This window comes from Sphingobium sp. TomTYG72, from assembly GCF_055394715.1.
In genome coordinates, this window is sequence record NZ_AP027337.1 from 493193 (window position 1) to 519084 (window position 25892).

A 25892-nucleotide genomic window follows, 5' to 3' on the forward strand; every position below is an offset into this window, starting at 1 on the left:
CCCACGTTACAACGCTCCGGCATATTCCTCCACTATGTTGGCTGGTGCGGTTTGAGCGCCCCTGACCAGTCGCCCGGGCCGCGCGCCGGTCGCGTTGTCGGTGCGGCGGATGACTTGGCCCGAGACGATGGTGGCGACGAAGCCGGTGGCTTTCTGGTCCAGCCGTCGGCCGCCTCCGGGCAGGTCGTAGCGAATATGAGGCGCGTGGAGACGCAGGGCCTCAAGGTCGATGATGTTGATGTCCGCCTTGTAGCCGGGGGCGATCCTGCCCCGGTCGCGCAGGCCCATGGTCTCGGCAGGGCGTGAGGTGAGGGCGCGGACGGCCTGGGGGATGCTGAGTTTTGGCCCTTCACGATCGCGGGTCCAATAGGTCAGCAGGAAGGTGGGATAGCTTGCGTCGCAGATCGCCGCATAATGGGCGCCGCCATCGCCCAATCCCATGACCGTGTCCGGATGCGTGATCAGGTCATGCACCGTGTCGAGGCTGCCATTATAGAAGTTGCCGAGCGTGTTGTAGAGCATCCCCCTGCCATCGCCGCCGTTCATCATGAGGTCGTAGGCGACCTCTTCCGGGGTGCGGTTCAGGTTGCGCGCTTGCGCTCCGACGCTGCTTTCCGCTGGGGGTTCGTAGTTGGGCGGGTCGGAGAGCGGGAAGATCCAGTCCCAGTTCCGAGTCATCATCGCCAGGGGATGGCCCTCATGCGGTTGTTCCGCGATGAGCCTGGCACGGAAGGCGGCGTCACGCAGATGCGGAAGTTGCTCGTCCAGCGGGAGCGCGGCGATCGCTTCATAACTTGGGCAGAGCGAGAAGGGATGGCTGGACAGTTCAAAGCCGCAGACCATGCCAACCGGACGTGGAAGTATTTGCGGGCTGATCTTCAGGCCCTGTGCATTGGCTTCCTCGCAGATGCGCAGGGCCTCCTGCCAGACAGGCTCGCCCGTGTTGGAGGTGCCGAGTGTGAAGGTGGCCGGTCGGTTCGCCGCCTTTGCGACGGTGAGCAGATGGGAAAGCTCGTCGGTCCAGCTGGAAAAGGGAGCGTCCAGCACCATTTGCAGGACGCCGGTATCCGCGTCCCGCATAGCGCCCGCAATGGCTTTGAGTTCCTCGACGTCAGCCTGATAGCTCGGGATATTTTCTCCAGCCTTGGTGCGGTGGATGAGCAGGCGTGAGGTTGCGAAGCCGATCGCGCCCGCATCCAGTGCTTCGCGGGTGAGGGCCTGCATCTTTTGCAGGTCGGCAGGCGTCGCGGTTTCGCGCTGCGCGCCGCGTTCGCCCATCACAAAAACGCGCAGCGGGCTATGGGGGAGGACGGCGGCAATGTCGATGTCGCGGGGGCGGCTTTCGAGGGCGTTCAGATAGTCGGGGAAGCTTTCCCAATCCCAGCTGAGCCCTTCGGCCATGACGACGCCAGGGATGTCCTCGACGCCCTCCATCAGGCGGATCAAACGGTCGTGATCAGCAGCGCGGCAAGGCGCAAAGCCCACGCCGCAATTGCCGATCACGACCGTGGTCACGCCATGGGAGGAGGAGGGGGAGAGTTCCTCCGACCAGATGGCCTGACCATCATAATGGGTATGGATATCGACAAAGCCGGGCGTGACGGTGAGACCCGTTGCGTCGATGACTTCGCGGGCTTCTCCGGTAAAGGCGCCGACGCTGACGATTTTGCCATCATGGATGGCGACATCGCCGACGAAGGGATCGCCGCCGCTGCCGTCGATGATGGTGCCGCCACGGATCAGCAGGTCGCATGCTTTCATTCGGCTGCCCTCGCGATGGGTTCGAGGCTGGTCTTGCCGTCCGACGCCCAAAAGGCGCCTTCTTGTGACGTATCGACCTCTTCGACGCCGCGCACGCCCAGCGCTTCGCGCGCCTCGGCCAGCGGCAGATGGAATACGGTTTCGAGCTTCTTCATGAAGAGGGCGTCGCTCTGCTGCCCCACATTCATGCCGCGCTGGATCGCGTTGACGGCGGTGGGCCACACTTCGGGATAATGCAGCATGGTGCGCACGGTGTAGCGGAGCGATCCGAAAATCTGGATCATGTTGACCTCCGCCGCCAAATGCGGGTTGCGCATATGTTTGGGCACGTTGGTCAGGCGATACCAATAGGGCACCAGCTCGCCCATGAAGTTGAAGCCGCCGCCGCACAGGATATGTTCGAAATCGTGGGTCTGTCCGGAGCGCAGATTATAATATTGGAGCTGTGTTTCCGGTTCTTTCCAGGGCGTGATCTGGATTTCATAATCTCCGGCGGTCATCTGCTGGTAGAAGATGCCGCCGAGGGAACCGGGCTCATATTGTTGGAAATCTTCGATCTTGTAGGTGGAGATGAAGCCTTCGCTGAACCAGGTGTCTAGCTCCGGGTTCACCTTCCGCTCCTGGGTAAACATGTCCTCGATGGCGTCGAAGTCGCGTAGGGAGTCGAGGATCGGCAGGAATTCATACATTTCCGCCGGGGGCGGTACGTCCGGGCCGTTGCGCCGTAACAGGATCATCGCCAGCCATTCGCGCAGGCGCGGATTGTTCAGATATTTGGACGAGGAGATGAGCACGCTGCTGTCCGTTTCGACGGGCATCAGGCCGCGCGCCAGATAGGGAATATCGACCATGTTCCGTCGTTCCTTCAATCAAGTATCAATTGCTTGTCGCCTGAGCCCCAGGCGCTGATCCGTTCGTCGCCAACCTTGAATTGCGGCAGCAGGTCGAAGAAGCTCTTGTCCGCGACGACAACGCGCTGCAGGCGGCGGGGCGTCATGCCGGTGAGGTCGCCGCGCGCATGCTGGAGCGCGATATTGTCCCAGATGACGAGATCGCCATTGTTCCAATGGTGCCGGTACACGCGATCTTCGCGGTAGAGTTCGGCGAACAGGGCGTTCAGCGTGGCGTTGCTTTCCAGCTGGTCCATGCCGGTGATGCGGGCGGTTTGCATGTCGCTGATATAGAGGATGGACTCGCCGGTTCGGGGGTGGGCGACGATGACCGGGCGTATCTGATGCGGCATGGCGGTCGAACTGTCGTAGCCGACCGTTCGGTGCGTCTGGATCGGCGCGATCATCGTGACCGCTTCCCGCCCTGCGACAGCCGCCTTCAATTGTGGCGGGAGGGCGTCGGCGGCGGCCGCGCCATTGGCGAAGTCGGTCCAGCTTTGCCCGTCATTCACTTCAACTGCGTGCAGCGAGATGATTTTGAAGGGCTCTTCGGTGAAGGCCAGATCGCTGTGCCAGGTGAGCGGCCCCGATCCTAGGGCGCCGTCGCTGGATATTTCGCGATATTCACCGTGCGATCCCAGGACGCGGCCGAAATTTTCGAGCAGCCGGACCTGATCGGTCTCGCTGAGCTTCTGATTGCGGAACAGGATGAGTTTGTGGCGATCGAATAGCTCGGTCAGGCGCTGTTCGAAGCCCTCGGGTAGCGGCCATTGCAGCCGAACGCCGATTTCGACGCCGAACGGTTCCAGCGGCCGCTCCGTCCATGGCAATGCCATTTTATCGCTCTCCATCTTTCTATATGACCGAACGGTATCGAACCGTTCGGTTTTCGTCAAGAAGCATGGGTGCATCGGTGCCTGAGCCTGTTATAGCAGGTTCCAATGTGCGGGGATGCTGAATGAAAGTGGTAGCGGAGGCCGGGAGCCAACTGGCGTCGCCGCGCGTCCGGCATTTGCTGTCGTCAGCGCGCGCGCAGTTTGTCGAGCGCGGTTTTGACGCGGTGAGCATCGATTCGATCGCCCGCACCGCTGGTGTCAGCAAGGAGACGATCTACCGCTACTTCCCCGACAAGGAAGCGCTGTTCCGGGCGGCGCTGGACGCGCAGGGCGCGGAGTTCGAAGCTCGCGCGGCTGCGGTGCATGAAGGCGCCGTCACTGGCGGATCGGAGTTGGCGGGACTTGCGCGGGCGATTCTGGATTCGGCGCTGGATCAGGGAATGTTCGGCGCGCTTTGGGTTGCGGCTGGCGTCGCGCACAAGATGCCTGACCTGGCGTCGTCGTTGCAGAATGGGCAGGGCATGCGGTTGGAGCCTGTGCGGCTGGCGCTGGAGGATTATGCGAGGGAGAAGGGCGTTGACCGTCCGGTGCCGCTGGAACTTGCGCTGGATTTCGGATCGCTTGCGGTGGAAGGCCCCGTTGTCCTCATGGGTTTTCCTCCCGCTTCACCGGAGCAACGCGAGCGTATAGCGCAGCATGGGGTCACGCTCTTTGTTCAGGGTATCGGGGCGCGAAAGCCGATTGGCTTGCCTGCGCCAGAGCCATTATTCGACGCTGAGCGTTCGATGCGCGAGGAGCCGCTTCCCCATATCCGGACCTTGCTGGATGTAGCAGGACGCCATTTTCTGGATGAGGGATATGAAGGCGCCAACCTGAACCTCATCGGGGAGGAGGCGCGCGTGGGGCGGGGGACGCTCTACCGGCATTTCGTCAGCAAGGCCGGGCTGTTTGCAGCTGCCATGCGCATAATGGCCGAAGACTGCGCGCGCGAGGCAAGGCCGCCAGCGTTGCCATTAGGTGAAGCCGATCCGGCGGCATTAAGCCGCTATGTGGAAGCGGCCTTGGATAACCTGGCTTCCAGTCGTTCAATCCGGTTGCACCGCGTCGTCATCAGTCAGTCTCGCCGGGACGCTGCATTGGCGCGGGACGTCTACCTTATCCTGCGAAGGCCGTGGGTGACGGGTCTGATCCCCTGGCTGGAAAGCCTGGGCATCAAGGAGAGTGCGGACTGGCACGCGCGCCAACTGTTGGTGCTTGCGATGCGTGGCAACCGTCTGCTGGCGGGCGGGCATTCCATCTCAAAGCTTGAACGGCGGCATTATGCGGAACGTGCGGCGTTGATGTTCCTGCGGGGGTTCGTGGCAGTGCTTTGAGCCTTATCTCGAATCCACCGAAGCTGGTGAAGAAGGTTCCCAATTCACATCCTACGGCGTGACAGGCGTTCCCGATCGGATGAATGCCGCGGTTTCGGGCTCGCATGATTTCATCTGCTCCAGGAATCGCTGGATGCGTGGTTCCGCTACGCCAAGCCCGCGTGCGCAGAAGAGGATCGCGTCGCGCAACACGCGATCTTCCTCATAGGGTATCGCAGTCTTTTCATGGCAGCGCGCCACCAGCATCATCGTGCTGATATGTTCTATGAAAGCGCCGACATTCGTTGTCGAAAGCGCCTCTCCGGGTATTCCCCCGTCGGCCCGTGCCGCCTGCAACGCCTTTTCCAGATTGGGCAGTGTCAAGCGCAAGGCCCGGCGATAGACGAGGCGAGCGTAGCCTCCGTCGCCGGCAAGGCTGCCTAAGACCATGCGCAAGCCTTCTGCATTGAGGGCGTACATCCCGGCGGTCGCATATCTGAAGGTACGCCGCAAAATTTCGAGCAAGCCCTCTGTGCTGGCTTCGGCGTCACCGAATGATCGGAAGACCCTATTTTGGTCTGCGATCACCTCGCGCAATACGGCCCGATAGATGTGCGTCTTGGTAGGAAAATGGCGGAACAGCAGGGCTTCCGACACACCTGCGGCGCGGGCGATCTGCTGCGTCCGCGCGCCCTCTAACCCGTGGCGCGCGAAAACCGCCCTGGCCGCCGCGATGATGGAAGCGCGGCGACCGACGCTGGAAAGACGGGTGGCGGACATCGTTTGTACTATTACTCCGGGACCAAGCTGGGCGATCGGCGTCCCCGCCTCGCGAAAATGTGGGAAGGGCAGTTTAAGGCGTTACGGATCGGAAACAAGGCAGATGCACGTTGACCGCTATTCCGGTGAGGCGCCTGCCGTGGCTTTCCCGTCAGGCTGGTCCTGTTCGATCGTCGCGATAAATCGGCTCAGCAGCGCCTTTTGCCGCTCGATCATCGCTGGAGAGAGCGGGTCAATGCCTGCCAATCCTCGAGAAAGAGGGGCGGCCCAGAAATAGCCGAACATCATGTTGAAGATGGCAACGATCTGGAGGATCAGATCCTCGGCCGGAGGCTCGACCTCGGCCGCGCGTGTGATCCGCCGTCCATAATCCATCAGCCGTTCTACCCACGCCATCCCGATGTCGTCCCGATCCGATGGAGGCGACAGGATCGACCGGATAAGCAGCATGGACACATTGGGATGCTGTGCCAGCACATCGATCAGCTTGTCGGACAGCGTGCGAAAGGAGGCTTCTCGCGGCGACCGGCTGATGGTCGCTTCCATCTCGTCCGCCAGGGGTTGGAGCGCCCGTTGTAGAACTTGTCGGTACAGGGCGTCCTTGCTTTCGAAATGCTTGTACAGGCCGGGCTGCTGAATGTTCGCCGCCGCGGCGATGTCCCGTAACGCTGTCGCTTCATAGCCCTTCTGCGCGAACAGCAGTTCCGCCGTGTCGAGTAGCCGGTCGACGGTGCGCTGTCCCTTGCTGGTGCGTTGGACGACATGTTCGCTGATGGCGCGCTGGGCGGTGCTGGTCATGGGTTTGTTCGTAACGGGCCGACCGGGATTTGGCCATATGTCGCGGCTGATCTGGTCGGCAAGCATAGCCATTCCTATATGGTCAGGCGCCGCCGCCACCCATGTGGCACGGTGCGCATTGTCCTTGACAGTTGCGTGTGGGGGCGCATGAGCGCCTGCAAGTGCGGAACGGCGCATCCCATTGCTCAGAGGATCAGAGATGGAAGATATTTATATTGTCAGCGGCGTCAGGACGGCGATTGGCGATTTCGGCGGCTCGCTGAAGCCCTTCATGCCTTCGCAGCTCGGCAGCATCGTCGTGAAGGAAGCGCTGTCCCGTGCCGGTGTGTCGGCTTCCGACGTTGAGCATGTCGTGATCGGTCAGGTGATGCCCACCAGTGCCCGCGATGGCATGCTGTCGCGCGCCATCGCCTTGCAGGCAGGGGTTCCGTTTGAGGTTCCGGCGCTGACACTGAACAGGCTTTGCGGATCGGGCGTACAGGCGATCGTATCGGCCGCGCAGATGATGAAGCTGGGTGAAGCGTCGATCACCGTCGCGGGTGGCGCTGAATCGATGTCCAATGTGCCTTATCATGATCATGGCACGCGCTGGGGCCGGAAGATGGGCGACAATCCGGTAGAGGACGCGCTGGTCTGCGGGCTTCAGGATGCGATCGGCGGATACCATATGGGCGTGACGGCGGAAAACTGCGCCGAACGGCATGGCATCACGCGCGAACAGCAGGATGCGCTGGCGGCCGAAGGGCATCAGCGCGCGGTGCGGGCTATCGCGGAAGGCCGGTTCAAGGAGCAGATCGTGCCGGTCGAGGTCAAGACGCGCAAGGGCGTGACCATTTTCGACACGGACGAACATCCCCGCGCCGACACCAGCGCCGAGACGCTGGCCGCCATGCGTCCTGCGTTCAAGAAGGATGGGACGGTTACCGCAGGCAACGCGTCCGGCATCAATGATGGCGCGGCCGCCGTTGTCCTGGCGACGGCAAGCGAAGTGGAACGGCGCGGGCTGAAGCCGCTAGCGAAGATACTTGCCTGGGGCCATGCGGGGGTGGAACCGGAATATATGGGTGAAGGCCCGATCAAGGCGGTGCCGGTTGCCCTGAAACGGGCCGGGCTGACGCTGGATCAGATGGACGTGATCGAAGCGAATGAAGCCTTTGCGGCGCAGGCTCTTTCGGTAGCCAACGCGTTGCAGTTCGATGGGGAAAAGCTGAACCCGAACGGGTCGGGCATCGCCCTTGGTCATCCTGTCGGCGCGACCGGCGCGATCCTGACGATCAAGGCGGCTTATGAACTGAAGCGAATCGGCGGCCGCTATGCCCTTATCACCATGTGCATCGGCGGCGGTCAGGGCATCGCGCTGGTGATCGAGAATGTCGACTGACGATTGAATGTCGCGCCGAACCCCGGACATTCGGGGTTCGGCGTCACTGTCGATGCCTGTAGGAGAGCGGCTCTGCTGCTCCCGACGGCCCTATCCCGAACATGATGCGTCATGTCCTCTCCTTATTTCGAGAACTCAATCCCTTGTCGTGCGTTTGGACGAGGCGGCGGTTTGACCACCCGCTGGCATGGAGTAGATCATGTCCGTTCTCGTCGAGTTTCCCGGAGGCGCATGCCGCGAAGTTCCCAGTCAGCTCCGGGCGATCGGTCCTCGGCAGAACGGTGCGCCTGAATTCGAACAGGTTCCGCTCAATTGCGATCCCCAGTGGAAATTTGAACGCGAAGATGGCCGTTGGGTCGCGGTGCGTCGCCAGGGGCAGTTGTTGGCGTTACGTCCCGCTATTCCTGCGTGGTGGCATTTTGTCGCACTTATGATGGAGCCTGAACGGCTCTCTACCGCTACGGGCATTGCGGATCAGGGAGTCGAGGGAGGGCTTCAATCGGCGGCTTGATAGGGAAGCGTTATCGGCCTGGTCAGGGCGCTTTGCGCCGCCGGGCCTTGATGGCCTCCAGTTGACCGATGCATCCTGGTCCCGACCGATGGGATCACCCATCAATCCCGATCGGGATCACCCGATGATCCTACCACCCACTTGTCCGGCAGTGAACTTGCGGTGGTCGGCCGGGTCGCGATAGCCTGCATCCAGCACGATCGCCGGTGAACGGGCGACACAGATGCAATGGCTTCGGCTCGAGGGAAAACAAGCCTCAAGAGGAGAGAGAGATGACGGACATGTTGATCCGTGGCGGCACGGTGGTCGATGGCACAGGCGCGCCCGGCTATGCTGCTGACGTGCGCGTGGCAGGCGGCAGGATCACCGAGATCGGCGCGGGTCTGACCGCCGCCGCCGGTGAGGAAGTGGTGGATGCCAGTGGGTGCTATGTGACGCCGGGCTTCATCGAAAGCCACACCCATTATGACGCGACGATGTGGTGGCAACCGGACCTTGATCCGCTGCCCGGCAACGGGGCGACCACGGTAATTCTGGGCAATTGCGGCTTTAGCGCAGCGCCGCTTTCGAAGGAAAAGGCCGCGCAGTTGGAGATGATCAAGATTTTCTCCTTCTTCGAGGATATTCCGTTGAAGCCCTTCCTCCAGAACGTCCCATGGGACTGGGAGAAGTGGTCGGAATATAAGGCTTCGATGGCGCGCAACATCAGCCTGCCTGCCAATTACTCTGCGTTCGTTGGTCATATTGCCCTGCGTCTCGCTGCGATGGGCGTTGAAGCATGGGATCGCGCGGCAACGGCTGAAGAGATTGCGCGCATGGCCGAACTGCTGGAGGATGCGCTGGCCGCTGGGGCTCTTGGATTGTCGGACAATCTGCACGACCATGATGGCGACGACCGCGCCATCCCGACATTGCTCGCCGATGACGCGGAGTTCGAAGCGCTTTTTACGGTGATGGAGCGTTACCCCGGCACGACCTATCAGGTCATCATCGACACCTTCATGCGCAAGACCGGACCGGAAAGTCTGGAGCGGCTTGGGCGGCTGGCGAAAGGCCGGGCTATCCGTATGCAGGTGGCGGGTGGCATTCCGACGCTGGAATTCCAGAAGGATATTCTGCCCCGGTTGCAGGACACCCTTGCGAAGCTGAAGGAAGAAGGGATAGATGTCTGGCCCGGCTATGCACATGTCTCGCCGACCAGCACGCTGAGCCTCGTCAAGTCGCTGATCTTCGCCCAGTCCAATGACTATGTCTGGCATGAAGTAGTCCTCGCCGAAACGCATGAGGAAAAGGCGCGCCTGCTGGCCGATCCCGACTGGCGGGCGCGGGCGCGGGAGAGTTGGGACACCAAGGCGTGGCCGCATTCGCCGATGAATAATCCGCAGGACCTGTATCTGCTGGATAGCGAAAATGGCACCGGCCCCGTGGGCGGCACTTTGAAGGAATTTGCGGAGTCGCGTGGTCTGCACCGTTCGGACGCGATGGCGCAGTGGATTCTTGAGAATGGCACCAAATCCACCGTGCATATGGCGCCCTTCCCGAAGGATGAGGACCTGACCATCCAGCTTATGCTGGACCCGCAGACGGTGGGGAATATCTCCGACGCGGGCGCGCATCTTCAGATGCTATGCGGTGGCGGCGAGAATATCCTGCTCTTCACCAAATATGTGCGGGAAGGGCTGCTCACTCTGGAGCAGGCGATCCATGTAAAGACGGGCAAGCTCGCCAATTTCTTCGGCCTGCATGATACGGGCGAGATCAAGGTCGGGCGGCGCGCCGACATTGCCGTCTTCAACCTGAGCGAGGTCGAATATCGCAATATGGAGAAGCGGTTCGACGTGCCCGATGGCGATGGCGGTACGACATGGCGCTTCACTCGTCCGGCTGCGCCCATGCGGCTTACGCTGGTGAATGGGGTCAAGACCTTTGACGGCAACAGCTATACCGGCGCCCGTCCGGGCGAATATCTGGTGCCCACCGCTGCGGCGAATGACGCGCTGGCTTCGTTGGAAGCCGCTGAATAAAAGAAGGGGTGCGGGCGGCGCAGGCCGCTCGCACCCTGACCTTGCAAATGGGAATATCGATTTGGCTAAATTCGGCGCGATCGACCAGATCGGGATATTGGTGGACGATCTCGATGCCAGCATAAATCGCTGGATCAGTCATTCGGGCGTGGGTCCATGGACCCTATTCCGCAATGTCGCGCTGGATGGCCAATATCGTGGCGAGCCGACGCGGGTCACGATGCATGTCGGATTATCCTATCAGGATGGCGTGCAAATTGAACTGATAGAGGCCACGAACGACGCCCCGTCACCCTATCGAGCTGATGATGGGTCGCGCTTGCTGGGCCTTCATCACATCGCCCGTATAGTCGATGATCTGGACGCGGCCGTCGAAACGGCGGTGGCGGGGGGCATGGAAGTGCTTTTCACGGCGCATAACCCTGCCACGCGCGTCGCCTATTTGCGCGTCCTCGGCGAGCCTGGGCCATTATTCGAATTTATCTGCGGTCCCGACATGCGTGGCATGTGTGAAGCAGGGATCGCGGCGGCCCGCGACTGGGACGGCAGCGATCCTGTAACGGTGATCGACTTCGCGGCAATGTAGTAGGCGGCTGCCCCTCATCAGAGGGACAGCGCCAATCCTGATCTTACTCCGCCGCCATGGAGGGCATGCCCTGATGGCTTGGCCTTGGGTCTTCGCTGATCGCGGTGGTCCATGCCCATTCACCGGGCTTTGGCGGATTGGTGATGCCGAATTCCTCGCGAATATCAGTCACCTGCCAGTCGAGATAGTCGCGATAGGGTATGAGGAAGAGGGGATGCTTCCAATTACGCCCTTGTACTGCGCCAATGTCTTCGGCATCCAGCTCTATCTTCACCGACTCAGGATAGAATAGCCCGCTCTTCATCATTGTCTTGGCGCGCAGATAGGAGCCGACGCGGTTGAAGAAGGATGCGAGTTCGGGTGTGAAATATTTATAAATCGCTCGCATGTTCGCTGCCAACAGCGCTATTTCACCGGCATGATTGGTTTCAAAACCCGTGATCATATGTTCGATGTCATGGGTATGGGTCCGCTCCTTCATATAGAAGTCGAAATCGGTCTCTATCTCCATCCCCTGGAAGAAATGGTCCATATTATAGCCGCTGTTGACCACGAAATCGTAGATCACGGCGCGTAACGTTCCGGGCTCCGCGCCTGCCAGTTCCTCATTCTTGAACAGCGAGACTTTTTTGCCGTCCAACCAGGTCTTGAATTCAGGAAGGCGCGCCTTTTCTTCCTCGAACAGCTGGAAGATGCGGGGCCAGTTTTCCAGTTCCATCAATATCTTAACGACATCGGGAATATAGGCGGTGTTAGGCAGTTCAGCGCCGTTCCGCCGTAGCATCTCCTGAGCGATCAGCGCGCGCAGTTGCGGGTGGTTGAGATAGGGCGAAGAACTGATCAAGACGGAGCTTTCGGTCGTGAATCCCGGCCCCGAGCCATTATAATATTCAAAATCCGCGCTGCTTACGCGCGCTGCAATCTCGTTTTCCATCATGTCTCTCCTCTTCATTCTGTCTTTTAGAAACTCACCCCAAGTTCGACACCATAGGTCCGCCCGCGTTCGTAGCTGCGGTCAATGTTTCTGCTTTGTAGGGAATGCCGCTCAATATCCCTCTCGTGACATTGCCGGTGGATACCTTGCCATAAGCGGTCATCCGGTTGGTTGGCCGCCAGATCACGATTGCACATGGTGACGTGCAGCTGCCCGCGTTGCTCCGCCCGATGGCGGTCACGGCAAGGGACGCCTTTTGCAGGCTTTCATCGCGCCGTTGTGCAGTCACCATGATATCGGCCAACTGCCCTTGGACCACAGCCTGTGAGGCCGGGTTGGCAGTCTGCGCCAGAGCCGCTGTCGTGCCGAGCGATGATATGCCCGCTAACGCAACGGCAATAGATGAACGCATGGCAATCCCTTCCTCTCGTCGGGCGATGCCATCCCTCGATACGGGCCGTGCTCCGTTTAGAAGCTCGGTCCACCATCCGGGGCCGAACACGCGCGCGCGCATCCGAAAGCGGACGTTTGGCGGTGTTCCGCCATTATGTTGTTCATGATGCAGCCTGATCCGCAGCACATGGCCGCGAGCCCTTTCTGCATCCTCTCCTGACAGCTTCGGCCACCGATTAGTTCTTCGGCCGAGCCATCTTGTTTGCGTGCAGCGTGTCTTGAAATGATCCCTTCGTCAAGGGTCATCAACAATCAGCGAGGTTTCAGCGGCGCCACCGGACATGCCACTGCAAGAACAGCGTGCCATTCCCCGGGCAGGGCCGAGGTGCGACGATCCGCCTGCGCGATTTCCCGCAGTTCGGCCCTGAAACGCTCGATCCTTTCCGCGACACGCGCGACGCCCACGGGCGACAGCTTGACCGTCTCCACGCCGAAGATTGTATCGGGGTCTCCATAGTTCAGATTGAAGAACAGATGCTTCATATGCTGTTCGAAATGCCTGCGCATGGGTTCGCGTTGCCACACATGGGCCGGGTCCAGCCGCGCGCGCAGACGTCCTCCCGGCAGGCGATCGATCAGCGCCAGCCTTTCCAGCCGCTCAACATGTTGGGCGATATGCTCGGGCGGTATGCCAAAGCCTTCCTCGGCTTCCGACACCGGCCAACCCGTGACGATGATGAAGAAAATGGTGGATAATTCCGGGCTTGTTGTCAGTGCCTTTTCCTGCGCAAGCGTCAGCTTGTCGGATGACCGATCGCGCACGGCGGCCTCTTCGGCGATTTCGGTGAGCGTGGTGTCGGCGAGCGCACATAGCTGCGACAAGGTGCGCAGGCCCAGCCCGCGGCCATGCAGCCATCGTTTGACGGTAGCGGTGCCCACGCCAAGCTTTTGCGATACGTCAGCCTGGGTCAGGCCCGCTGCTCGCAGCCGCCGCCGGAGCGCCGTCAGCAGCAGTTCATGTTCCATTCCGAAAGGGTCGTTGGACGGATGAGAGGGGCTCATCAGATGATCCCTTCCCATGCAACGAGGATGATATGGGTCGGCCACGGCGCTAGATCATATCCCGCGATGTTTGATCGTGGATGGTTCCGCGATCGATATCCATCCCTCGACTCTTCGGCTGCACGGCTTTCGTGCAGCCGAAGCTTCTTGTCTTCTCCAGTCATGGCCTCTCCAGCTTATTCTTTTGGGCAAGGGTAAGTAAGTCAATGCCGCTGACAAGGTCCAACTGACCATCCTCGCCATTGGAGTATTTTCCTATCGCATTCGCGCATGCTTGTGCATAGTTTCGCTCTTGGAGCAGCATGGGGGGTGAATGGAATGAGCCAGTTTCTCGATTATCTTCAGGCGCGGGCGGATGAGGAAGACGTGTCGGGCTGGTTCCTAGTCAGTCAGGAGATGATTGACCAGTTCGCCGAAGCGACCAAGGATCATCAATACATCCATGTCGATCCGGAGCGCGCGAAGCAGACGCCCTTTGGCGGGACGATCGCCCATGGGTTCCTGACGCTTTCACTCTTGCCGTATCTGTGCGCCGATGCGCGAGGCGACATCGTTCCCAACGGCGCTACGGAGATCAATTATGGCAGCAACAAGCTGCGTTTCCTGGCGCCTGTCCGATCCGGCAAACGTGTGCGCGGAAGGTTCAAGCCGCTGGAGATCGTCGAAAAGCGGCCGGGCCAGATTCAGCTGACCACCGAAGCGACGGTAGAGATAGAAGGCGAGAGCAAGCCCGCCCTCATCTGCGAATGGATAACCCAATTCCAGCTTTGATCCGGCAATCGGCGGAGTAAGCGGATTAGGCTATCCATTTAGGCTGCGGTGTTGGTCGCGTGGAGGCCGAAGGCCATGCGCGCCGCGTTGATGGTGTATTCATACTCCTCGCCGCCAGGTACGAGGTCGTGCCAGTTCTTGTGCGTGATCGCCGCGAAACTGTCCTGCCATATCTTGCAGGCGATCAGTTGTATCTCTGTTTCCTTGGGGGCGCGCTGTGCTTCCAGGCAGTCACGCAATATCGCGTGAAAAACGGCGCCCCTTAATGGTGCGTGCTTCATTGGCATCCTCTCCAGGCTACTGATTCTTTGTTCAGATTGCCGAGGGGGGAAAATTGCATAGAGGCGAAAAGACGTCAACCATGTCTCAAAATTTCCAAGGGTATTTAACATATATTTACTATCGTTTTGACTGATGTTCTGTTCATTTTTACTTATGAACGCTACCGTTCATTACATAAGTGACTGATTGGGAAGGCCGCAGCTTCTTTTTAAGAGGCGGCCTTCCCTAGCATCAGAAGCTGAACTTGACGCCGCCCCTCACCGTTCGCGGTTCAACAACGCGGCTTAGCCTCCCTTCGACAGGCTCCGCATCGGCGGCGGGAAGGTAGGACTCGTAATAATAAGCGATGTCCTTGTCCCGGCTGCCTAGGATGTTGAGCAGTTCGGCATAGATTTGCACCCGCTTTCCCTTCCAGGCGGCGCGCGCGTTGATGACCGTGCTGCCGGAATCGCGCGCACTATTGTCCTCGATCAGCGGCGAGGGGCCAAGGTGACGGACGCGGATGCTGGCTTCCCATGGGTCAAGCACGATGGCTGCGCCAGCGGACGCGGCATTTTTGAAAGCGTTGGGGATATGGTCGCCATTGGTATAGCGGCTGTGGCTGGCGGTGTAGTTGCCGTCAAAGGCGAGCCAGGGGAGCGGGCGCCAGAAAGCGACAAACTCATAACCGTGGCGGCGGCTCGCTCCGCTGGGTTCGACCGCGTTTGAGTCGCCGACGAAGCGCAACTCGCTGCCGACATTCAGCCACCAATAGGTTGCAGTGAAGGTGAAGCTGGGCAGTTGCAGGCGGCCGCCCAATTCCTTGCCCGTGCCGCGCACGAGCATGGGAACAGGCGTATCAACATTGACCGCGCCGCGCGCATCGTTGGAATGGAAGCCCCGGCCCCAATTGGCATAAAGTTCGACGCGCGGCGTGATCGCCCAGGCGGCCGATGCCTTGGGAGAGACGAGCGTGTCCGATCCGCTGCCTTCGCCCAGCGCGGCGGCGACGGCGTCGCGGGCGCGGACGTCATAATGATAATAGTCGCCGCGAAGGCCGCCAGTGATGCGCAAGCCAGGCAGCGGTGTGACGGTCGCTTCGCCATAAAGGGCTGCTGAACCCTGCTTTACGCGATAGCGGCCGAGCGAGGAGAGGAAGGCGCGGTTCGCGGTGCGATTGACCCCGACATTGCCGATGGCGTCGTAACGGTTTTCCGTGCCGAGCTTCAGATGCAGTGCCGGGGCGATGTCCCAGCGCTTTTCACCGGTGAAGCCCACTATCCAGCGGCGATCGAACTGCTCGATTTGTGCGCTGGTGCCGTCGGGATCGGTGTAGGTGGGGTTGGAGAACATCGTCCAGTCGTAAAACTGCGCGTAAAGATTGGCGCGCCATGTCGGCTGGACGGTGGCGAGATTGCCGATGATGCGCGTCGTTTCACCGCGCGCGGAAGGATCAGGCGAACAGAAGACGTCGGGGCAGATCGGCGTGCCGATGATCCGTTCGGGAATCTGCTCGGTCGGGCGCCATGTCGCGCGATAGGCGTGGAGCGTGGCGTCGATCTTACCGGCCCCGGCGGGAAGCGTATATTTGGCGAAGCCCGCATAATGGCGCAGATGTTCGGCCTCCTGCCACGGGCCGTCATAGGCCTTGGCTTGGGCGACGAGGGTGAGATTGCCTGCGCCCGCCTTGACGGTGCCGCCTGAAGCCAGCCTGCGCCAGCCGAAGGAGCCGCCCTCCGCCGCGACCCATGGCCGGTCATAGCCGTCGATCGTGCTCATATAGGCCGCGCCTGCCAGCGCGAAGTCGCCGCCATCGGCACGGTAGGGGCCTTTGCGAAAATCCTCCCGCGCGATGATTTCGGGGATGAGGCCGTTCAAGTCGAGATAGCCCTGGCCATGGCCGTGGGTGCGGAAGTTCATCTGAACCCCGTCAATATAGGTGGTGAAGTCCGATCCATGGTCGAGATTGAAGCCGCGCAGGAAATATTGATTGGCCTTGCCGCTGCCCGAATGTTGGGCGGCGACCATGCCGGGCACCGCTTCGAGCAATTCAGCGACGCGCAGCAGCGGGCGGACGAGCAGGTCCGCGCCGCTGACGCTGCCCTCGCTGGCTGCATGGGCGGTGCCGATCTTGTCCTCGCCCCGGCCGAACACGATGATGGTGCTGGCGTCGTCGGCCGCGTCGTTCGCGTCGGCGGCGAAGGCGGGGAGGGGGAGGAACGTGGCAGTCAGCGCGCAGGCGGCGCGGTGGAGTTGGTTGGGTAATTTCACTTCATGCACTCCGGGCGTCTGGCGACATCCGGCAAGAGACCTGCCGCCAGACGGCGACCGGCGCGCGCGGGCAGCCGGACGCCCCCAAGGCGGCCGCCAACGTCACCGAAGCGGCCTCTTGCCGCTCGTTCGTCGCTCAGACGGAGTTACCGTGCCGCGGCCATCCCCTGGACCAAGGCAAGAGCGACCAGACGCCGGCAGGTCTCCTGGCTCGCGGGTCATCGCTTGATGCACGGCCTTCCCGGGCCTCGCAGGATTTAGCGTCCGGCCCAGTGACTTGCCCCATCCTACCTATGAGGAGGGGCGATGTGCATCGCGCTCGCCGCTTACAGTTGCAGGGACAGCCCTGGCTTTGGGAGGCGGGTGCCTCCTATACCATGTTCCCTTTTAAGCCTCTTTCGAGGCACCGGCGCGATCATTTCCCCAGGGGTTGCCCGGGTGACGGGCGCGATAGCGGAGCTGTGGGGGTTGGGCAAGGGTGGTTGGGTTAGGTAACTTGCTCCCTCTCCCCTTCAGGGGAGAGGGTTGGGGAGAGGGGATCGGCGGTCGTGCTTGCGTTCCCCTCTCCCGCCTTCGCTACGCTCGGCACCCTCTCCCCTGAAGGGGAGAGGGGATGGGGTCTGGCAATCAGTTCAGCGTCGCGCCACGCTCGCGCTGGAGGCGCAGCGCCATGGCCTGGTAGCGGACGGCGCGTTCGTTGTGGAGGGCGATGGTGGCCTGGTCGGCGCCGCGCAGGCGGGCTTCCCGGGCTTGCCGCGCTTCCTGGGCGGCGCAGGCGGAAAAATGTGACGCGTCATTGGGGCGCATGGCCCTTATCCTCTCTTAAGTTCTTATGGCACGAACGATAACATCGGCCTGTTTCCCGCTGCCATTACGCAGGTTAACTTCGAAAAGCTTCTGTTTTTTGACAGCAGCATGGGAAATGACTTCAGAAGCGAATTTCTGCGCTTTTCAGGGAGTTGCGTGCGCGTTCCATGGGGGCTTCTTTCTACGAGCTGCCCCTGTTCCACGATGCATCGCGGAAGGTTTCGCGCAGAAAGGCGATGAAGGCGTCTACGGCGGCGGGACGGCCTGCGGCGCGGGGATGGACGGCGTGGACGGCGAGGTCCTCGGGTCCTTCCCAGCTATCGAGGACGCGGACGAGGCTGCCTCCCGCGATCAGGTCGCCCACGTCCCAGAGCGAGCGTAACGCGATGCCGACGCCGGTCAGGGCGAGTTCGCGGACGATTTCGCTGCTGTTGGTGCGGACATGACTGTGCCCGTCGATCAGCTTGCGCGCGCGGCCATTCACCAGCCGCCATGGCAATTGTCCATCGGCCGCGAGCAGGCGGTGGCGGGGGAGGTCGGCGATCTTGTCCGGAATGCCATGCGCGGCAAGATAGGCGGGGCTGGCGCAGAGGATGCGGCGGTTGGTGGCGAGATGATGTCCCTCCAGATGGAGAGGAATGTCGCTGGTGATGCGGACTGCCACGTCGATGCGCTCGGCAAGCAGGTCTTCATAAGCGTCGGACAGGTTGAGTTCGAGGTCGACGTGCGGATGCAGATCCAGGAAGCGGCCGACATGAGGCGCCACATGCAGGCGGCCGAAGGAGGTGGGAGCCGAAATGCGCAGCGGACCGGATGCGGTGCGATGGCGGTTGGCGACGCGGTCTTCGGCCTGCTGAATGGCGTCGAGGATGGCGACAAGGTCGCGGTGCAGGCTGGCGCCTTCCTCCGTCAGGGCAAGGCGGCGCGTGGTGCGATGGATGAGGCGGACGCCGAGGCGCGCTTCCAGCCGGGAGATGCGTTTCGACATCATGGCGGGCGAGATGTTCAATATGCGGCCCGCCGCCGAAAGGCTGCCTGCCTCCACCGCGCGGGCGAAGAGAAGATAATCGGGATCCATCGATAATCTTTTCCTGTGAGGAACAGATGCTTTGAGTTCTTGTTGTCTAGTGCGAGGATGGAGAGGGGTCTATAGGCTTTCGTCGCAGTATTTTGGATGGAGAGTTGCCCATGGACGGCATGATCGAGAAATCGGGCCTGATGGTTGCCGCCGAGCTGGCGCGCTTTATCGATGGGGAAGTCCTGCCGGGGACGGGGATCGCCGCGGACGCATTTTGGCAGGGCGCGGCTGCGATTTTCGCGCGGTTCACGCCGGTCAATTCGGCTCTGCTGGACAAACGCGACGCGATTCAGGCGCAGATCGACAGCTGGCATGGCGAGCAAGCGGGGCGGCCCTTTGATGCGGAGGCTTATCGGGCTTTCCTGACCCAGATCGGCTATCTGGTGCCGGAGCCCGCGCCTTTTTCCATCGCTTCAGGCCGGGTGGATGAAGAGTTGGCAACGCTGGCCGGGCCGCAGTTGGTGGTGCCTATCCTCAATGCACGGTTCCTGTTGAACGCTGCCAATGCGCGTTGGGGCAGCCTTTATGATGCGTTGTACGGGACCGATGCCATTCCGGGCGCGGCGGCGGGCAAGGGCTATGATCCGGCGCGCGGCGCACAGGTGATTGCGTGGGCCAAGGCGTTCCTGGACCGGGCGGTTCCTCTGGCGGAAGGAAGCTGGGCGGATTGGGCGGGTGGCACGCCGGTCTTGCGCGACCCTGCGCAACTTGCCGGGCGGGCAGGCGACAACATCCTGCTTCGCAACAATGGGCTGCATATTGAGCTGGTGATCGACGCAAGTCATCCGATCGGGCGGGATGACCCGGCGCATCTGGCGGACGTTGTGCTGGAATCGGCGCTGTCCACCATTTGCGATCTGGAGGATTCCGTTGCGGCAGTGGATGCGGCGGACAAGGTCGCGGCCTATGCCAACTGGCTGGGGCTGATGAAGGGCGATCTGGAGGACAGCTTCGAGAAGAATGGCGCGATGATGACGCGGCGGTTGAATGGGGACCGCGCCTATGTCGCGCCTGATGGAGGTGCGTTGACCTTGCCGGGACGGTCTTTGCTGTTCGTGCGCAATGTCGGGCATTTGATGACGACGCCTGCGGTGCGGCTGTCCAATGGGAACGAGGCGCCCGAAGGGATATTGGATGGGATCGTTACCAGCCTGATTGCCCTGCACGACATTCGGCGGAACGGGCGTTTCGTCAATAGCCGGGCGGGCAGCATCTATATTGTGAAGCCCAAGATGCACGGGCCTGAAGAGGTCGCCTTTACCAACGAACTGTTCGATGCGATCGAGGATTTGCTGGGGCTGGAGCGGCATCAGCTGAAGGTTGGCGTGATGGACGAGGAGCGGCGGACTTCCGCCAACCTTGCTGCCTGCATCTATGTGGTGCGGGACCGGATCGTGTTCATCAACACGGGCTTTTTGGATCGCACGGGGGATGAGATCCACACGTCGATGCGCGCGGGGCCGATGATCCGCAAGGGCGAGATGAAGGGCGCGGCGTGGATCAAGGCTTATGAGGATCGCAATGTGCAGATCGGGCTCGCTTGCGGCCTGTCGGGCAAGGCGCAGATCGGCAAGGGCATGTGGGCGGCTCCCGACCGGATGGCGGACATGCTGGAGCAGAAGATCGGTCATCCGATGACGGGGGCGAATACGGCCTGGGTGCCTTCGCCGACTGCGGCGACCTTGCACGCGACGCATTATCATGAGGTCGATGTCTTTGCGCGGCAGGCGGAGCGGAAGGCTGAGCCGGTTGCTGGGCTGGAGGCGTTGTTGACGTTACCGCTGGCGGCGGGGGTAAACTGGTCGGCGCAGGATGTTCGCGATGAGCTGGACAATAATGCGCAGGGGATATTGGGCTATGTCGTGCGCTGGGTGGATCAGGGCGTGGGCTGCTCCAAGGTGCCGGACATTCATGATGTAGGGCTGATGGAGGACCGGGCGACGTTGCGAATTTCTTCGCAACATATCGCCAACTGGCTGCTGCATGGGGTGTGTTCGGCTGACGAGGTGGACGCGGCGCTGCGGCGGATGGCGGCCAAGGTCGATGCGCAGAATGCGGGCGATCCGCTCTACCAGCCGATGAGCGGGCGGGAGGAGAGCAGTCTGGCGTTTCAGGCGGCGCGGGCGCTGGTGTTTGAGGGGGTGGCGCAGCCTAATGGCTATACCGAGCCGTTGCTGCATGCTTATCGGGCGCGGGTGAAGGTGGTTGCTTGAACGGTTGTTACGGGCTTTGATTTTCGCGCAGAGGCGCACAGTTCGCAGAGGGTTTCGTTGGCGTTGCTCTGGGGTCTCTGCGCCTCTGCGTGAACAATCTTCATTGGGCTCCGGAGCCCAGCGCCAACGGGGATCTAGGCTCCTGCCTTCGCAGGAGCACGGGATACTTAGCGTTTGAACAGTTCTATCAGCGCCTTTGCCGCGCGAGTTACATCGTCCCATGTCTCGTCAAAGCCTTCGTCCTCGCCGAAATAGGGGTCGGTGACGCTGGTGCCTTCGCGACCGGGGATCAGGTCCATGAGGAGGCGGAGGGTGGCGATGCCATTTGACGGGCGGATGCGGCGGAGGTTTTGGAGGTTTTCCGCGTCGAGGGCGAAGATGTGGTCGAAGCTGTGGAAGTCTTGGACCGAGACCTGACGGCCGCGATAGGTGGATATGTCGATGCCGTTGCGTAGGGCTACCGCCTGGGCGCGGCTGTCGGGCGGACAGTCCACGTGCCAGTCACCGGTTCCTGCTGAATCGACCTTGATGGGCAGGCCAGCCTTTTCCGCTTCGGCACGGAGGGCTGCTTCGGCCAGCGGTGAGCGGCAGATATTGCCGAGGCAGACGAAGAGGACGGAGATGGTCATCCTTCGGCCGCTGCTGTTGAGAGGCCGAGTTGCGGCACGCCGATCGAGCGGCGGCCGCCGAAGTCTGTGCGGGCGACGATGACGCCGATCTTTTCCATATAGTCGATGAGGCGGCGGACGCGGCCCGGCGAGCTGGTGCCATAGGCGCGGGCAAGGGCTGTGTCGTCCGGGCAGGGCAGGCCCTGCATCGCGGCGCGGGCGATGAGGAGGAAGGGAGCTAGCATGTCTTCAGGCAGAGGCTGGGCGGCCTTCATCGCGTCATCCCAGCGCGGATCGGCGGCGTCGAACATGCCCGCCTGCGCCATGGCGAAACGCTTGCGGAAGGCGGCGAGATCGAGCGGGGGCGTGCGCAGGCCCTTCATCCGGCAGCGGACGCCGAAATCCTGATAGAGGCTGGCGACGCTGGGTTGCGCATCTCCCAGGTCGGCGACGATCTCTTCGAGGACGGCGATGACCACCGGCTCATTCTGGCCGAAGTCGAGTTCGGGCGCAGCGGGCTTGGCGAGGGGCGCGGCGGCGAGGGCGCGCATCAGTTCCTCGGCAGGGAGCGGCGGCGGTTCGGCGCGGGGTGGTGGAGGGGGCAGCATGTCATCCTCGCCTGCGCTGGCGAAGAGGAGTTCCTGCATATTTTCGGTCGCGGCGGTGGGGGGCGGCATCAGCTTGTGGGTGCCGCCTCGTGTGCTGGTCTTTACCGTGCCGATCTTCACCGCGACGGGGCGGCGGCAGATGGCGGGGCCGAGCGCTAGGAAACGGCCACGCTCAAGGTCGCGTATCTGTTCGGCCTGGCGGCGCTCCATGCCGAGCAGGTCGGCGGCGCGGGCCATGTCGATGTCGAGGAAGGTGCGGCCCATGAGGAAGTTGGACGCTTCGGCCGCGACATTCTTGGCAAGCTTGGCGAGGCGCTGGGTGGCGATGACGCCCGCAAGGCCGCGTTTGCGCCCCCGGCACATGAGGTTGGTCATGGCGGCGAGCGACAGGCGGCGGGCTTCGTCGGATACGTCTCCGGCGGCGACGGGGGCGAACATCTGCGCTTCGTCCACGACGACAAGGGCGGGATACCAATGGTCGCGCGGGGCGTCGAACAGGGTGGAGAGGAAGGTTGCGGCGCATTTCATCTGCGCTTCGAGTTCGAGGCTTTCGAGGCTGAGGACCACCGAGGCGCGATGTTCGCGGATGCGCGCGGCCATCTTCACGATCTCGCGCTCATTATAGTCGCCCGCGTCAATGACGACATGGCCATATTCGTCGGCTAGGGTGACGAAGTCGCCTTCGGGATCGATGACGACCTGCTGGACGAGGGATGCGCTTTCTTCCAGCAGGCGGCGCAGGAGGTGCGACTTGCCGGACCCCGAATTGCCCTGAACGAGCAGGCGGGTGGCGAGCAATTCCTCTACGTCGATCGGAACGGGGTTGCCGTTGCCGTCGGTTCCTATGCTGATGGTGGCGGTCACATCTGTCCTTTGGCCCATGCGGTGGGATTCGCGCAAGGGTGGTGTGGGTGTGTCTCACTTCTCCGTTCGCCCTGAGCCTGTCGAAGGGCTTTACTTCTTGAGAAGTGGAGGGCTTCGACAAGCTCAGCCCGAACGGGGAGAGATGGATGTGCGGAAGGAGAGGTAAGGTTAGTGAAGCCCGCGCGTCCTTCGACAGGCTAAAGGCGAACGGCGGAGAGGGTTGACCGCCGACTTGTTGCGGCGCAGCATCGATATCATGGCGACTCTTTCATCCCCTGTTCCTCCGGTCACGCAAAATCCGGACATTCGTTATCTCGGCCGACTGCTTGGCGATGTGATCCGGGCTTATGGCGGCGAGAGGCTCTATCGGCAGACGGAATATATCCGGTCGGCCTCTGTGGACCGGGCGCGGGGTATTCATGGCGCCGATGTGGTGGATACCGGGCTGGAGGCGCTGAGCCTGGACGACACATTGTCCTTCGTGCGCGGGTTCATGCTGTTTTCGATGCTCGCCAATCTGGCCGAGGACCGGCAGGGAGTGGCGGCCGATCCCGATGCTGATGTTTCTTCGGCCATCGAGCGGCTGGAATCGCATGGGATCGGTCGCGATGCCGTGATGGCGCTGCTCGACCATGCGCTGATCGTGCCGGTGCTGACCGCCCACCCGACCGAGGTGCGGCGCAAGAGCATGATCGATCACAAGAATCGTATCGCCGACCTGATGCTGCTGAAGGATGCGGGGCACAGCGAGACGGGGGATGGCGAGAATCTGGACGAGGCGATCGCGCGGCAGATCGCTCTGCTGTGGCAGACGCGACCACTGCGGCGGCAGAAGCTGTTCGTGCAGGACGAGATCGACAATGTCCTGACCTATTTCCGGGACGTGTTCCTGCCGGTGCTGCCTGCGCTGTATGCGCGGTGGGAGCGGGTGCTGGGGGGGCGGCCGCCCAGCTTCCTGCGGGTAGGAAACTGGATTGGCGGGGACCGGGACGGCAATCCGTTCGTGCAGGCGCCGCAGTTGCGGTCGGCGCTGGGGCGCGGGTGTGAGGCGGCGCTGGCCTATTATCTGGATGCCGTGCACGCACTGGGGGCTGAGTTGTCGCTCTCGACGGAACTCGCGCAGGTGCCGCAGGCGGTGCTGGATCTGGCGGAAGCGAGCGGGGACAGCTCGCCGAGCCGGGGGGATGAGCCTTATCGCCGGGCGCTGTCGGGCATTTATGCGCGGCTGGCGGCGACCTATCGGACGTTGGTGGGGAAGGAGCCACCGCGTCCTTCGCGGTTGACGGGCGAGGCCTATGCGCTGCCCGGTGATTTGCGGCGCGATCTGGTTACGGTGGCGCAGGGGCTGGCGAGTGAGGGCGATGGTGCGCTGGCGACCGGCGGCGCGCTGGGGCGGTTGATCCGGGCGGTGGAGACGTTTGGTTTTCACCTTGCGACGCTGGACATGCGGCAGAATAGCGATGTGCATCAACGCGTCGTTGCCGAGTTGCTCAAGGTCGCGGGCGTGGCGGAGGATTATGCCGCGCTGGATGAGGAGGCGCGGGTTGCGCTGCTGCGCGGGGAGTTGGCGAGCAATCGGCCGCTGGGGTCGCGCTTTTCGGAATATTCGGAGGAGACGGCGTCCGAATTGGCGATCGTGCAGGCGGCGGCGGATGCGCACAGGACGTACGGGCCTGCCTGCATCAGCCACTACATCATTTCCAAGGCGGAGAGCGTTTCGGACCTGTTGGAGGTCAACCTGCTGCTGAAGGAAGCGGGGTTGTGGCGCGTGGGCAGGGATGGCGGCCCGGCGCAGGCGGCGATCATGGCGGTGCCGTTGTTCGAGACGATCGCCGACCTTGAGGCGGCTCCGGACATCATGGCGGCGTATTTCGGTCTGCCGGAGATTGCGGGCGTGGTGCGCGAGCGGGGTCATCAGGAAGTGATGATCGGCTATTCCGACTCCAACAAGGATGGCGGCTATATCACCTCGACGTGGGGCCTGTATCAGGCGAGCAAGGCGCTTGCCCCGGTGTTCGAGGATGCGGGGACGGGGATGCAGTTGTTCCATGGCCGGGGCGGCGCTGTCGGGCGTGGCGGCGGTTCATCCTTCGCGGCGATACAGGCGCAGCCGCGCGGTACGGTGCAGGGGCGCATCCGGATCACCGAACAGGGCGAGGTGATCGCGGCGAAGTTCGGTACGCGCGATGTCGCGATGACCAATCTGGAAGCCATGACGAGCGCGACTTTGCTCGCCAGTCTGGAGCCGGAGGGGATTTCCGACCGTGATGCGGCGCGCTTTGCAGGGGCGATGGATGAGCTATCGAAGACGGCTTTCGCGGCCTATCGCGAGCTTGTCTATGGCACGGAGGGGTTCAAGGAGTTTTTCCGGCAACTGACGCCGATCCAGGAGATTTCGGGCCTGAAGATCGGGTCGCGGCCCGCGAGCCGAACGAAGAGCACACGGATTGAGGATTTGCGCGCCATCCCCTGGGTGTTCAGCTGGGCGCAGGCGCGCGTCATGCTGCCCGGTTGGTATGGGATGGGGCAGGCGTTTCAGGCTTTCAAGGACAAGGCGTTGCTGGCCGACATGGCGCAGAGCTGGTCTTTCCTGCAATCGGCGCTCGCCAATCTGGAGATGGTGCTGGCGAAGTCGGATTTGGGCATCGCCGCGCATTATCTGCCGCTGGTCGAGGATCAGGCGGCGGGTGGGGCGATTTTCGAGCGTATCCGGGAGGGGTGGCAGCTGACCCATGACGGGCTGCTGGCGGCGAGCGGGCAATCGCGGTTGCTGGAGAAGAATCCGAAGCTGGATGAATCGATCCGGTTGCGGCTGCCCTATATCGAGCCGCTTAACCTGTTGCAGGTGGAGTTGATGAAGCGCCATCGCGGCGGGGAGGATGATCCGCGCATCAAGGAAGGGATCGAACTGTCGATCAACGCAATCGCGACGGCGCTGCGCAACAGCGGGTGACGTAAGGGAATCCGGGACGGCTAGCAGTCCAATGCCGTCCCGAACCCCTGACCTCCCCCTAAAGGGAGGCGCGAGCCGATAAGAACGGGCGCTTGGACGCGTGCCCGCTGTCAGAAATCCTAATCTATCCAATAAGATGAAGGTCGGATG

Annotated in this window: 22 protein-coding genes and 1 riboswitch; of the genes, 8 read left to right on the forward strand and 14 right to left on the reverse strand. The window is 62.1% G+C overall.

The genetic code is table 11. The annotated features are described in order from the left end of the window. Nucleotides 1-6: 6 nt before the first annotated feature. Genes ACZ5U1_RS15705 through ACZ5U1_RS15715 form a run of 3 tightly spaced genes read right to left on the reverse strand, consistent with a single transcriptional unit; the run spans nt 7 to nt 3487 of the window. Nucleotides 7-1761 carry an N-acyl-D-amino-acid deacylase family protein gene (locus ACZ5U1_RS15705; RefSeq protein WP_464780078.1) on the reverse strand — a complete coding sequence of 585 codons (1755 nt, stop codon included), beginning with the start codon at nt 1759-1761 and terminating at the stop codon, nt 7-9. Then, complete coding sequence (locus tag ACZ5U1_RS15710; protein ID WP_464780079.1) at nt 1758-2612, reverse strand: hypothetical protein; 855 nt, start codon at nt 2610-2612, stop codon at nt 1758-1760. Before ACZ5U1_RS15710 ends, ACZ5U1_RS15705 begins: the two co-directional genes overlap by 4 nt. Before the next feature lie 14 nt (nt 2613-2626). After that, nucleotides 2627-3487 (reverse strand): TauD/TfdA dioxygenase family protein, encoded by an 861-nt coding sequence (locus ACZ5U1_RS15715; protein ID WP_464780080.1) that lies wholly within the window; start codon nt 3485-3487, stop codon nt 2627-2629. A 122-nt stretch (nt 3488-3609) separates the two neighbouring features. Between ACZ5U1_RS15715 and ACZ5U1_RS15720 the strand changes: the two genes are divergently transcribed. Continuing rightward, the gene (locus tag ACZ5U1_RS15720; protein ID WP_464780081.1) at nt 3610-4860 is read left to right on the forward strand and encodes a TetR/AcrR family transcriptional regulator; all 1251 of its coding nucleotides are present in this window, start codon (nt 3610-3612) and stop codon (nt 4858-4860) included. Between the two features lie 51 nt (nt 4861-4911). Here the strand turns inward: ACZ5U1_RS15720 and ACZ5U1_RS15725 are convergent, their stop codons facing one another. Both ACZ5U1_RS15725 and ACZ5U1_RS15730 read right to left on the reverse strand, forming a co-directional pair. After that, nucleotides 4912-5619, reverse strand: coding sequence for a TetR/AcrR family transcriptional regulator (locus tag ACZ5U1_RS15725; protein WP_460988440.1), 708 nt, complete (start codon nt 5617-5619; stop codon nt 4912-4914). A 117-nt stretch (nt 5620-5736) separates the two neighbouring features. Beyond that, nucleotides 5737-6417, reverse strand: coding sequence for a TetR/AcrR family transcriptional regulator (locus ACZ5U1_RS15730; RefSeq protein ID WP_464780082.1), 681 nt, complete (start codon nt 6415-6417; stop codon nt 5737-5739). A 199-nt stretch (nt 6418-6616) separates the two neighbouring features. Between ACZ5U1_RS15730 and bktB the strand changes: the two genes are divergently transcribed. From bktB to ACZ5U1_RS15750, 4 genes are all read left to right on the forward strand, one after another. Then, nucleotides 6617-7798, forward strand: coding sequence for a beta-ketothiolase BktB (bktB, locus tag ACZ5U1_RS15735; RefSeq protein WP_464780083.1), 1182 nt, complete (start codon nt 6617-6619; stop codon nt 7796-7798). A gap of 199 nt (nt 7799-7997) precedes the next feature. After that, nucleotides 7998-8309, forward strand: a complete 312-nt coding sequence (locus ACZ5U1_RS15740) for a hypothetical protein (RefSeq protein WP_460988437.1) — start codon at nt 7998-8000, stop codon at nt 8307-8309. A 272-nt stretch (nt 8310-8581) separates the two neighbouring features. Further along, nucleotides 8582-10333 (forward strand): N-acyl-D-amino-acid deacylase family protein, encoded by a 1752-nt coding sequence (locus tag ACZ5U1_RS15745; protein ID WP_449469787.1) that lies wholly within the window; start codon nt 8582-8584, stop codon nt 10331-10333. Nucleotides 10334-10388: 55 nt separating this feature from the next. Then, nucleotides 10389-10919, forward strand: coding sequence for a VOC family protein (locus ACZ5U1_RS15750; RefSeq protein WP_464780820.1), 531 nt, complete (start codon nt 10389-10391; stop codon nt 10917-10919). A gap of 43 nt (nt 10920-10962) precedes the next feature. Here ACZ5U1_RS15750 and ACZ5U1_RS15755 read toward each other — a convergent pair whose 3' ends face one another. The 3 genes from ACZ5U1_RS15755 to ACZ5U1_RS15765 form a co-directional block, all read right to left on the reverse strand. Further along, a complete protein-coding gene (locus tag ACZ5U1_RS15755; RefSeq protein WP_464780084.1) occupies nt 10963-11853 on the reverse strand; it encodes a hypothetical protein in 891 nt (296 codons plus the stop codon). Nucleotides 11854-11887: 34 nt separating this feature from the next. Further along, on the reverse strand, nt 11888-12265 hold the full coding sequence (locus tag ACZ5U1_RS15760) for a hypothetical protein (RefSeq protein ID WP_464780085.1): 378 nt from the start codon (nt 12263-12265) through the stop codon (nt 11888-11890). Between the two features lie 293 nt (nt 12266-12558). Then, nucleotides 12559-13308 carry a helix-turn-helix domain-containing protein gene (locus ACZ5U1_RS15765; protein WP_464780086.1) on the reverse strand — a complete coding sequence of 250 codons (750 nt, stop codon included), beginning with the start codon at nt 13306-13308 and terminating at the stop codon, nt 12559-12561. 318 nt (nt 13309-13626) lie between these two features. Here ACZ5U1_RS15765 and ACZ5U1_RS15770 point away from each other — a divergent pair, with 318 nt between their 5' ends. After that, a complete protein-coding gene (locus ACZ5U1_RS15770; RefSeq protein WP_464780087.1) occupies nt 13627-14079 on the forward strand; it encodes a MaoC family dehydratase in 453 nt (150 codons plus the stop codon). A gap of 38 nt (nt 14080-14117) precedes the next feature. On the opposite strand, the gene ACZ5U1_RS15775 is transcribed toward ACZ5U1_RS15770, so the two are convergent. The 4 genes from ACZ5U1_RS15775 to ACZ5U1_RS15790 all read right to left on the reverse strand — a co-directional run bounded on the left by ACZ5U1_RS15775 (nt 14118) and on the right by ACZ5U1_RS15790 (nt 18496). Further along, nucleotides 14118-14360, reverse strand: coding sequence for a hypothetical protein (locus ACZ5U1_RS15775; RefSeq protein ID WP_449469799.1), 243 nt, complete (start codon nt 14358-14360; stop codon nt 14118-14120). Between the two features lie 232 nt (nt 14361-14592). Continuing rightward, a complete protein-coding gene (locus ACZ5U1_RS15780) occupies nt 14593-16611 on the reverse strand; it encodes a TonB-dependent receptor (RefSeq protein WP_464780088.1) in 2019 nt (672 codons plus the stop codon). Between the two features lie 179 nt (nt 16612-16790). Then, a riboswitch (cobalamin riboswitch) is annotated at nt 16791-17037 on the reverse strand. A 201-nt stretch (nt 17038-17238) separates the two neighbouring features. After that, nucleotides 17239-17418: a hypothetical protein gene (locus ACZ5U1_RS15785; RefSeq protein ID WP_449469801.1), complete on the reverse strand. Its 180-nt coding sequence runs from the start codon at nt 17416-17418 to the stop codon at nt 17239-17241. Between the two features lie 181 nt (nt 17419-17599). Continuing rightward, nucleotides 17600-18496 (reverse strand): LysR family transcriptional regulator, encoded by an 897-nt coding sequence (locus ACZ5U1_RS15790; protein WP_464780089.1) that lies wholly within the window; start codon nt 18494-18496, stop codon nt 17600-17602. Between the two features lie 110 nt (nt 18497-18606). Here ACZ5U1_RS15790 and ACZ5U1_RS15795 point away from each other — a divergent pair, with 110 nt between their 5' ends. Then, a complete protein-coding gene (locus ACZ5U1_RS15795; protein WP_464780090.1) occupies nt 18607-20709 on the forward strand; it encodes a malate synthase G in 2103 nt (700 codons plus the stop codon). A gap of 167 nt (nt 20710-20876) precedes the next feature. Here ACZ5U1_RS15795 and ACZ5U1_RS15800 read toward each other — a convergent pair whose 3' ends face one another. Further along, entirely contained in the window at nt 20877-21338 is a 462-nt protein-coding gene (locus ACZ5U1_RS15800; RefSeq protein ID WP_464780091.1) for a low molecular weight protein-tyrosine-phosphatase, read from the reverse strand. Next, the gene (locus ACZ5U1_RS15805) at nt 21335-22789 is read right to left on the reverse strand and encodes a helicase HerA domain-containing protein (protein WP_464780092.1); all 1455 of its coding nucleotides are present in this window, start codon (nt 22787-22789) and stop codon (nt 21335-21337) included. Before ACZ5U1_RS15805 ends, ACZ5U1_RS15800 begins: the two co-directional genes overlap by 4 nt. Nucleotides 22790-23045: 256 nt before the next feature. Between ACZ5U1_RS15805 and ppc the strand changes: the two genes are divergently transcribed. After that, on the forward strand, nt 23046-25742 hold the full coding sequence (gene ppc, locus ACZ5U1_RS15810; protein WP_464780093.1) for a phosphoenolpyruvate carboxylase: 2697 nt from the start codon (nt 23046-23048) through the stop codon (nt 25740-25742). The last annotated feature ends 150 nt before the right edge of the window (nt 25743-25892 follow it).